The 8345-nt window shown below is 39.4% G+C and carries 7 protein-coding genes, 1 tRNA gene and 3 pseudogenes; 3 read left to right on the plus strand and 8 right to left on the minus strand.

What is annotated here, in order from left to right; all coding sequences use genetic code 11:
* Nucleotides 1-866: 866 nt before the first annotated feature.
* From IM500_RS13515 to IM500_RS13525, 3 genes are all read right to left on the minus strand, one after another.
* Entirely contained in the window at nt 867-2054 is a 1188-nt protein-coding gene (locus tag IM500_RS13515) for an FtsW/RodA/SpoVE family cell cycle protein (RefSeq protein ID WP_190721420.1), read from the minus strand.
* Between the two features lie 70 nt (nt 2055-2124).
* A complete protein-coding gene (locus IM500_RS13520) occupies nt 2125-3069 on the minus strand; it encodes an isoaspartyl peptidase/L-asparaginase (protein ID WP_190721422.1) in 945 nt (314 codons plus the stop codon).
* Between the two features lie 241 nt (nt 3070-3310).
* A tRNA-His gene (locus tag IM500_RS13525) sits at nt 3311-3383 on the minus strand.
* 101 nt (nt 3384-3484) lie between these two features.
* Here IM500_RS13525 and IM500_RS13530 point away from each other — a divergent pair.
* Nucleotides 3485-3871, plus strand: a complete 387-nt coding sequence (locus tag IM500_RS13530; protein WP_190721424.1) for a DUF4359 domain-containing protein — start codon at nt 3485-3487, stop codon at nt 3869-3871.
* A gap of 63 nt (nt 3872-3934) precedes the next feature.
* Nucleotides 3935-4404 (plus strand): annotated as a pseudogene (locus IM500_RS24785) (IS1634 family transposase); the annotation flags it as partial.
* Nucleotides 4405-4770: 366 nt separating this feature from the next.
* Here the strand turns inward: IM500_RS24785 and IM500_RS13540 are convergent.
* The 5 genes and pseudogenes from IM500_RS13540 to IM500_RS13560 form a co-directional block, all read right to left on the minus strand.
* On the minus strand, nt 4771-5172 hold the full coding sequence (locus tag IM500_RS13540) for a type II toxin-antitoxin system VapC family toxin (protein ID WP_147070850.1): 402 nt from the start codon (nt 5170-5172) through the stop codon (nt 4771-4773).
* Complete coding sequence (locus IM500_RS13545) at nt 5165-5437, minus strand: AbrB/MazE/SpoVT family DNA-binding domain-containing protein (RefSeq protein WP_002790479.1); 273 nt, start codon at nt 5435-5437, stop codon at nt 5165-5167. The genes IM500_RS13540 and IM500_RS13545 overlap by 8 nt, the downstream gene beginning before the upstream one ends.
* A 112-nt stretch (nt 5438-5549) precedes the next feature.
* Nucleotides 5550-7106: pseudogene (locus IM500_RS13550) on the minus strand (AAA-like domain-containing protein).
* A 79-nt stretch (nt 7107-7185) separates the two neighbouring features.
* Nucleotides 7186-7605 (minus strand): annotated as a pseudogene (locus tag IM500_RS24500) (type II toxin-antitoxin system VapC family toxin).
* Nucleotides 7602-7886 (minus strand): hypothetical protein, encoded by a 285-nt coding sequence (locus IM500_RS13560; RefSeq protein WP_147069417.1) that lies wholly within the window; start codon nt 7884-7886, stop codon nt 7602-7604. The pseudogene IM500_RS24500 and the gene IM500_RS13560 overlap by 4 nt, the downstream one beginning before the upstream one ends.
* Nucleotides 7887-7962: 76 nt before the next feature.
* Between IM500_RS13560 and IM500_RS13565 the strand changes: the two genes are divergently transcribed.
* The coding region (locus IM500_RS13565) for a Uma2 family endonuclease (protein WP_287738667.1) at nt 7963-8345 on the plus strand (383 nt) is incomplete at its 3' end.

An 8345-nucleotide genomic window follows, 5' to 3' on the forward strand; every position in this document is an offset into this window, starting at 1 on the left:
GTTTTATCGACGTAAGAAGCAGAAAAATTAGCTAAATTAACAGGATGTACTCTCAGACAATTTCAAGAGAGATAGGCTTTTAGTGGCTTGGGAACAAGCTTTATCAATTTATTCATAATCAATATTGGCAGAGGATTAAAGATTAGTTATTGTGACTGATTCTTTTGGTTAGAAAAAGATAAACTTGAGAATCTTCAGTCAAATTTATTGACTCAAAATCCGCTGTACTTAATTTAAATGAATCAACCCTAGGGGTTGGGGGGGCCACACCCTGCCCCCACGAAAAACTTTTTGCCGCAAACCCTATTTATTCTCCCTTCTCCCCTCTCCCTTCTCCCCTTTCCCCTTTCCCTTCTCTGCAATAATTACTCGCAGCCAGAAGTCCATTGGGCTAATATCATACTTTGTGCTTTTTGTCAAAAAAACTTTTTTTTTGCAATAAAACTACACAAAAAAAAGATCATCGTTGCCCGTGAAATTGACTGATTTACCCGTCTTAATTAGGATCACCCTGTAGGTGTGGCAAGGGTTTCAACCATTGCTAACCAAAAAAGCACAGAATAGCCCATTATGAAATTCTATCAAATCGCTGTCACCATTGTAACATCGTTGTTAAATAAAAATCTTTCTCAATTAATTCTTAAGAATTTGTAAATATTGCGGAATGTTAATTTAAATATTCTCAAGTTTTTGGAGTCAATCAATAATTTTTACTTATCTTTGTCGAACATTGGGTGAGGAGTCAGGAATCAGGAGATAGGGGGGTCACTGCTTGCGCGTTGCGGGGGGTTTTGGGGTGATAGGGTGATGAGACAGCTTCCCCACTTCCCCACTTCCCCACTTCATAATTCATAATTCCCAATCCATCACTGATGACTGAAAACCGAGACAATTTTCTGAGGACTTTTTTTACTGGTGGGAACCGGATCGGGGTCATTTTCTTCCCTAGCCACACGGATTAAGAGGGCGGCTAAAAAGAGACTGGCTAAACTGGAACTGCCGCCATAACTAAAGAGAGGGAAAGGTAAGCCGGTAGTGGGTAAAGAACCAGTGGCCACACCGATATTTAACAGGGATTGACCGATTAAAATTACCATCGCCCCGATCGCCACTAATTTTTTGATGCGATGACGACATTTAACCGCCACGATCAGGGCGAGAGTAGCGTAGAGAAATAGCATGATTAACAGTAAAATACCGCCAATAAAACCAAATTCCTCGCCAAAGACAGCGAAAATAAAATCCGTATCTGGGAAGGGTAGATAAAATAATTTTTGTTGGGATAAACCGTAACCGCTGCCAGTGGTTCCGCCAGAACCGATCGCCAGTAAACTCTGCACTAATTGATAACCATCACCCCGGGGATCCTGCCAGGGGTTTAAGAAAGACAAAATCCGTTTTCTCTGGTATTCGCGGAAAGTAACACTAACCACGGCCATAGTTACACCCAGTAAAGCGGTGCTGGTCATGTAGGATAAAGGCAGACCGGAGGCAAGAGCGATCAGCCAGAGAGTTATACCACACAGAGCAGTGGTACTCAAGTTAGGTTGTAAGAGGATGCCCGCTAGAATTAGCCCAAAAATAGCGATCCAAGTTAACCGTTGATTGACATTTAAACGCGGCCAACCACCGAAAACCGCCGCCCCTTGCAGGACGAGAAACGGTTTCATAAATTCCGACGGTTGCAAGAGAATCGGCCCGATTTTAATCCAGCGGGTGGCACCGTTGATATTAGTTCCCAAACCGGGGATAAGAGTGATCAAAATTAATCCTAAAACTAATAAAATCATCCAGGGTGCGATTTTGAGGAGTTTCTCGATCGGCAATCGCACCAGGAAATTAAAGCCAATTAAGCCAATCCAAAGCCAGATTAATTGGCGGATAAAATAGTATAGTCCGTTATCAAAGCGACTGTCAGCCAGAGCGTAGGAAGCGGAAAAAAGCACCACTAACCCGACTAACAGCCACAAAAAAGTCATCCAGCGCAATAATCGCGCTTCGGCTGACCAGTTTTTCACATCGGGGTCAAAAATAGGAATAATGTATTGCCACACGGAGATTTTCGAGAAGAAGTATCTTGTACAGATTAACCGAAAAGACTAGGCTCGATCGCAGTTTGTTCCACTATCCGACGGCGACATGACCGATTAAACCGACATTTTCACCGTGCCATTCTAGGGTATCACCGATCGCCTGACCGTCGTGATAGGCAGCCAAGAGAATTTCCGCCGTTTTCCCCCAAACAATATTCCCCTGACGATCAAGGGAAATCATGCCCAGATCCCGACCATTAGTTTGGGATTCGCGCATGGATTTCTCCACGGCAGCGGCGAGGGAAAAACCATCGGTGACGCGAATAACCACCTTAGCGGCTAAACATTCATCGATAATATCTTCCCCGACCCCCGTACAGCTTACTCCCGCCCATGGATTCGCATAATTGCCGGCCGGCATGGCACTGTCACTAACGCGACCGATTCTTTCTAATCCCTTCCCTCCGGTAGAAGTTCCGGCGGCGATGTCTCCTTGTTGATCAAGGGCCACTACCCCGATAGTTCCCCGTTGTGCTGACGAATCGGCGAATAAACGGGCCATTTTGCGATTAAAATTCGTCTTTCTTTCCTCCATCCATTCTTGAATCCGATAATCGGTGAGGGGATCATAGAGGGGAATTTGTAATTCTCGGGCCAGATCTGCAGCTCCAATTTCCGAGAGAATGCGATCCTCTTGACTTTGGAGAAATTGAGCCAGGCTAATGGGATTCTGTACCCGCGAGACGTTAATGACACCGCTTAAACGCTGGTGACGACCATCCATCAAGGCTGCACTCATTCGCACCTGACCGTCCGATTGCACCACCGAACCGGTCCCGGCATTAAATCGCGGTTCATCCTCCAGTAACATACATCCTTTCGTCACCGCCTCCACAGCACTAGCACCATTGTCAAGGAGGTTGTAAATATTCTTAACAATCCCCCGGAGAGAATTGCGGACTGATTCTAAACCACCTTTATCCTCTAGGGAACTCGCTCCCCCATGAATAATTAACTTCGGATTTACTTTGGTCATTATTGTCCCAATATCACATTACCGATCGGATCTAAACTATCACGTTATCGCTACTCCGCTTCTCCAGTGCCGTCTTAACCGGTAAGTAGGGTTTGCGGCAAAAAGTTTTTCGTGGGGACAGGGTGTGGGGTGTAGGGTGTGGGGTGTAGGGTTTTACCGATAACGAATTGATTGGGGATTTGAGTGGGTAAGTGCCAATCAACCCCCTCAAAGCCTAATTATCAACGAGCCTTAAAAAGAGGGCGAACGAGGGGACTTGAACCCCCGAGTGGTGGAACCACAATCCACTGCCTTAACCACTTGGCTACGCTCGCCGTACATCTATCGAGTATAGCAGAAAACGAATCGTTGACAAGAGGTTTTTTATCCTCATTCGGGCTATGGTTAGGGTAAGTGAGTGATGATTTGAGAGCTTATGAAATTGGCACGGTTAGGGGGAATGGTGGTAGGAGTGGTTTTAGGGGGAATTGCGGGGATATTGCTGACAACTAACCCCAATCGTCAAGATTACGAACAATACGCTTCCCAGAGGTTAACTAGCTATCTTAAGGATAATGTCTGCGCTCGGGCGCAAGCTTCCCTCGAGGTGCAGGCTCTCTTGCGGGGTTACTGTAAAATGTTGGTGGATACGGGTCATCCTTTTTTACAAGAAGCGATCGCCACTAACACCACTAGAAAGAATTTTGTCATTTTCAGCGTTTATCAAACGGAATTATCGTTCCCTCCGCCTTTACCTAGTTATCACTTCAGCACCGTCGGTTTTTTGAATAAATTATACATCTACGAAGCTTTAGAACTGTAGTCAGGCAATGGAAATTTTCTGAGAGTAAATCCTGATGGTAGTGATTTTATTGTAGTGGTGATAGCTGAAATTATTAAAGCCGAAACAGAAAGAGCAGGAAGATTTATTATCGCCTGTTCTCGACAAGGAAAACCTATCGGCGGAAGAAATGCTTGATGAATATAAAGCACAACAATCTTGTGAACGAAGATTTAGATTCATTAAAGACCCCTTATTTCTAGCAGATAGTGTCTTGGTGAAAACCCCAAAAAGGATAGAAACAATGGTTTTTTTTAATGGGAATATGCTTATTAGTATATAGTCTGGGACAAAGAATGTTAAGAGGGGAACTACAAAGGAAAGGTGGAAAAGTCAAAAATAAACTTGGTAAAGCCACAGATAAACCAACTTTAAGATGGATATTTCAGATTTTACAGGGGATTCATTTAGTCAAGATTAATGCTCAAAGCCACATCAGTAATTTAACTGAGGAGATTCTTGATATTCTTGAATATTTTTCGATTTATTGCCAAAATTACTACCAAGTAAGTTGAGAATCAAATTGAGCAAATTCAGTTTAAGTCAATCCCAGAAAAAACTTTTTCCCCGAAAAGTGTCCAATAAATTAGGCCACTTTAGTTTAACCATGTCTAACTTGAGCGATCCTTGCTTCTGTCAAATTATTCTTGGTGAAGTCAGATGTAAAAATTCTCTAATCTCAACAAATTTTGTCGGTTCAATCAGTTTTTCTTGGTGGCGTTATTGCGACTTAATCATAAAGTGCGGAATGTGGGTTTTAATCTCTAGTGATATCCAATCCTGTAGGGTGCGTTACATTTCATTAACGCACCTTATTACTGTTTTGAATGCAGTTCCAAATTTTCAGTTGTTAAAAAGTATTTGTCAAATGATGATGAACTTTAACGAATCAAAGTAATAGTAATTCCCAGAGATAAACTGGTCCATACTTTATCTGCTGTTAACACAGGTAAATTCAAGCGTTTACCTAAAGCAAGACAAGCACGATCTCCTAAGGATAATCCTGCACTTTTAGTTAAAACTCGAAATTTAGCTATAGTTATAGCATCTTCCTCATTGCAAGCAATAATTTCTAGACTATTTTGTAATAATCCTTCATCTCTCAATCGTTTAATAATTTCCTCTGGGGATTCTCCTAAGTCAACAATTTTCGATAATACCTCTACCCAATTAATAATACTGATATAACACCCATTAATCAAGGCATTTTCTACAATTTCTGCTCCTAGTTCATCTCTAAGATAAGCTAAAAAGGCAGAAGCATCTAACACATATTTATTCACTTAAATACTCCTGTCTGCGTTCTTGAATAAGTTCATCTACTAAATTTCTATCAGGTGATTTATTTTTTAATAAACCTCTTAATTTTTTAACTTGATTTTTGAGACTAACTAATTGCAGTGTTCCATTATCTTCCAGAGTTAAAATTAATCTATCTCCAGATTCTAAATTAAGAATTTGTTGGATTTCTTGCGGTAAAGTTAAACGTCCTTCTGGTTCAATATCAAGTATGTATTGTTGAGAAAGTGATGAATTAGCAACTGTCATAACTTTATATTTCCTTGTTTTATACCTATTTCTAGTTTAGCAAAAATTCTAAAAGTTAATCCTGTAGGGTGCGTTAATGAAATGTAACGCAAACAGTGAGTTTTGGAAACACTCAAGCCCGAATCACAGTAATTCTATATTGATTTTCTGTCACCACCACCTCAGTTGATAACCTTTCTTCCATTGGTAAAGCATTTTTCCGTCTATCAAAGATAAATAACCAACCAAAATCTAAACCTAAACGTCTTAAATAAGATTCTAATTGTTCAATTCCATCAGCTTGCGGATCGCGTTTTTTATCCCGCCATACTTTTAATTCAATCCCTAAAATTACATCTTTATAACGCAGACATAAATCCATTATATCACTACCAATTGCATATTCCCTTTCTAAAACTCCCCCACCATTAACCACACGATGTAAAAAAGCCATTAATACAATATGGGGGGCAATTTCATGGTAAGCAGCACTACTTAATAATGGTTCGACCTGTTGTCGCCAAAATTTGAGAAATGCTGTTAATAAAGCATCTATATTTAATTCACCTTTTGCCGTCAACCAACTAGGACTAATTAAAGGTAAACTATCCTGAGTTCCTTGGACTAAAACGCGGGGAATAACTTCACGATATATGGGGTTAGAAATAACTAATCCCCCCATTGGATCACGTCTTAATAATCCTAAATCTATTAAATATTGCCTATCATCTGCTAAAGTATCAGGTAATGTTTGCCCTGCTAAAATTGGTTCAATAATATTCTTCACTCGTTTTTTCCTGAGTTTTTCCGCTAAACTATCTAAATGAGTATCTTGACGAGCAATTAATATTTCTTTGGCTGTTAAAATGTGTTCTTTGGTAATAGCAATGTTTCTATCTTTTACCATTTTTTCTACAATTTCTTTAGCTAAAGCATTGACTAACCAAGGTTGTCCTTGGGTTAAATCATAAGCTGTTTCTATTGCTTCTGATGTGAAAATTTGTCCAGTTGCTGCTGTATGTTGTTGATATAATTATCCCACTTCTTCGAGATTAAAATTTCTCATAGTCAGAGAAGCAACTTTGATATTAAAAGGACTGGATGTATTTAATCTATCACTACCTCCCGATGCTACTTTATAATCTCTCACATCTCGTAAACCAATTAATCCTACTGACGAGGGAAAATTTTCTGGACGTTTAGGAAAACCATCTCTTAACTGTCGTAAAATAGAAATTAATGTTTGGTCTTGTAAAGAGTCAATTTCATCTATAAATAATACTATGGGACGATTGATAGCTTTTGCCCAACCTCTTAAAAAAGCCTTAATTCTGCTTCCTGGTTCTTCCTGTTGCCATTGTTTAGCAGCTGGTTGTAATTCTTCAGGTAAACTATCCTCAATTGTATCATACCAAGTTCCTAAAATTGCCAATTCTGCGGCAGTAGGATCATAATTAAATGCACTTCCTACTTCCACTGACACCATGACTGCGGCATAATTTCCAGTATCAGTCAGTTGTTTTGCTAGGGATAACATTGCTGTGGTTTTCCCTGTTTGTCGTGGTGCGTGAAGGACAAAATAACTACGTTGTTGAATTAGCTCCTCTAAATCTGGTAATCTGACTGTGGGAGAGAGCATATAGTGGATATCGTCTGAACAGGGACCTGCAATATTAAACCAGCGAGTCATAGAATTTTGGTAATAGATGAACTCTTTAAGTTTAGACATTTTTTATGCTCCCGATACATTATTAAAACCACTAAATTTGCTAATGAGAGTTGGTTAATTCGGCAATTAATTGTTCAGGAGTGATAATTCGTGGTGTGACAATGGGGAAATCTTGAGGATTACGGGTAATAATTGCATCCAATTTATTAACTACCGCGGTAGAGTATTGAATAGAATCTTCAAAATCCTGAAAATTGGTTGTGAAAGCCATTATAATTGCATCCTGATTTACTGTAGCAATTTGACAAAAAGTAATTAACTGCTTTAAATAAGTAAGCGTCCAATCTCGACCTCTTGCCTTACGGATAATATAATACAAATCACTAAAAGTTGAGGCGGAAATATAACCTGCAATTGTGCCTTTTTCAATTAGTTATAAAACTTGTTCACTTGCATTCCAAAAAGGTTCTCTTTCTAAGGCATTATCAATAATGATATTAGTATCTATCAGGATTTTCACAGGTTATATTTCTCCTTTAAATATTCATATTTAGCTTGATCTGGATCAAAGTCTGCCGGAATGGCAGGGGCATTTTCAAATAAACCCTGAAATGCTTTGATCCTAGATTTTCTTTTTGGTGTTTCTGGTGCTGATTCAGTGGTTGCGGTTGTGGTATTATCAAGGGTATCTGTGGCTGCCCAGACTACAATTTCCACGTTTCCGGGGGGTAAATTCAGGGGTTCGGTAATCAGCAAGTTACCAGATTGATCAATTTTTCCTTTGAGTTTGTATGCTTGCATGATGTTTTTTATGATACTCTGTTTTTATATCATATCATAGTCAACAAAATTCACGCTCTAAATTTGGGTTTAAATTATGATAACTACACTAATCGAACGAGAAACAGAACCAATTTTAATTAGTGACTTAACCTGGAGAGAATTTAAAGCTGTTGAACAGCTAATCGATCGCCCAGGGTTAAGGTTATCTTTTTTAGATGGAGTTTTGGAGATTAGAAAAATGCCAGGGAAAAAACACGAAACTATCAAAGAACGTATTGGTGCTTTACTAGAAATTTATTTAGAATTTTTGGGATTAGATTTTACTCCTACTGGTTCTGTCACCTTAGAAAATGAATTTGAAAAGGTTAAAAGAGAAGGTGATAAATCCTATGAGTTGGGAGCCAATAGAAAACATCCTGATTTAGTGATTGAGGTGGTTGTTAGTAGTGGAGGAATTAATAAACTGGAAGCATACAA

This window comes from Microcystis sp. M179S2 (assembly GCF_020245805.1).
In the GTDB taxonomy this organism is placed as follows: Bacteria; Cyanobacteriota; Cyanobacteriia; order Cyanobacteriales; family Microcystaceae; genus Microcystis; species Microcystis aeruginosa.

Excerpts from the sequence above, each read along its gene's own strand:
- IM500_RS13520 (WP_190721422.1), bottom strand. The coding sequence starts at position 3,069 with ATGACCAAAGTAAATCCGAAGTTAATTATTCATGGGGGAGCGAGTTCC.
- IM500_RS13530 (WP_190721424.1), top strand. The coding sequence starts at position 3,485 with ATGAAATTGGCACGGTTAGGGGGAATGGTGGTAGGAGTGGTTTTAGGG.
- IM500_RS13545 (WP_002790479.1), bottom strand. The coding sequence starts at position 5,437 with ATGACAGTTGCTAATTCATCACTTTCTCAACAATACATACTTGATATT.
- IM500_RS13560 (WP_147069417.1), bottom strand. The coding sequence starts at position 7,886 with ATGCAAGCATACAAACTCAAAGGAAAAATTGATCAATCTGGTAACTTG.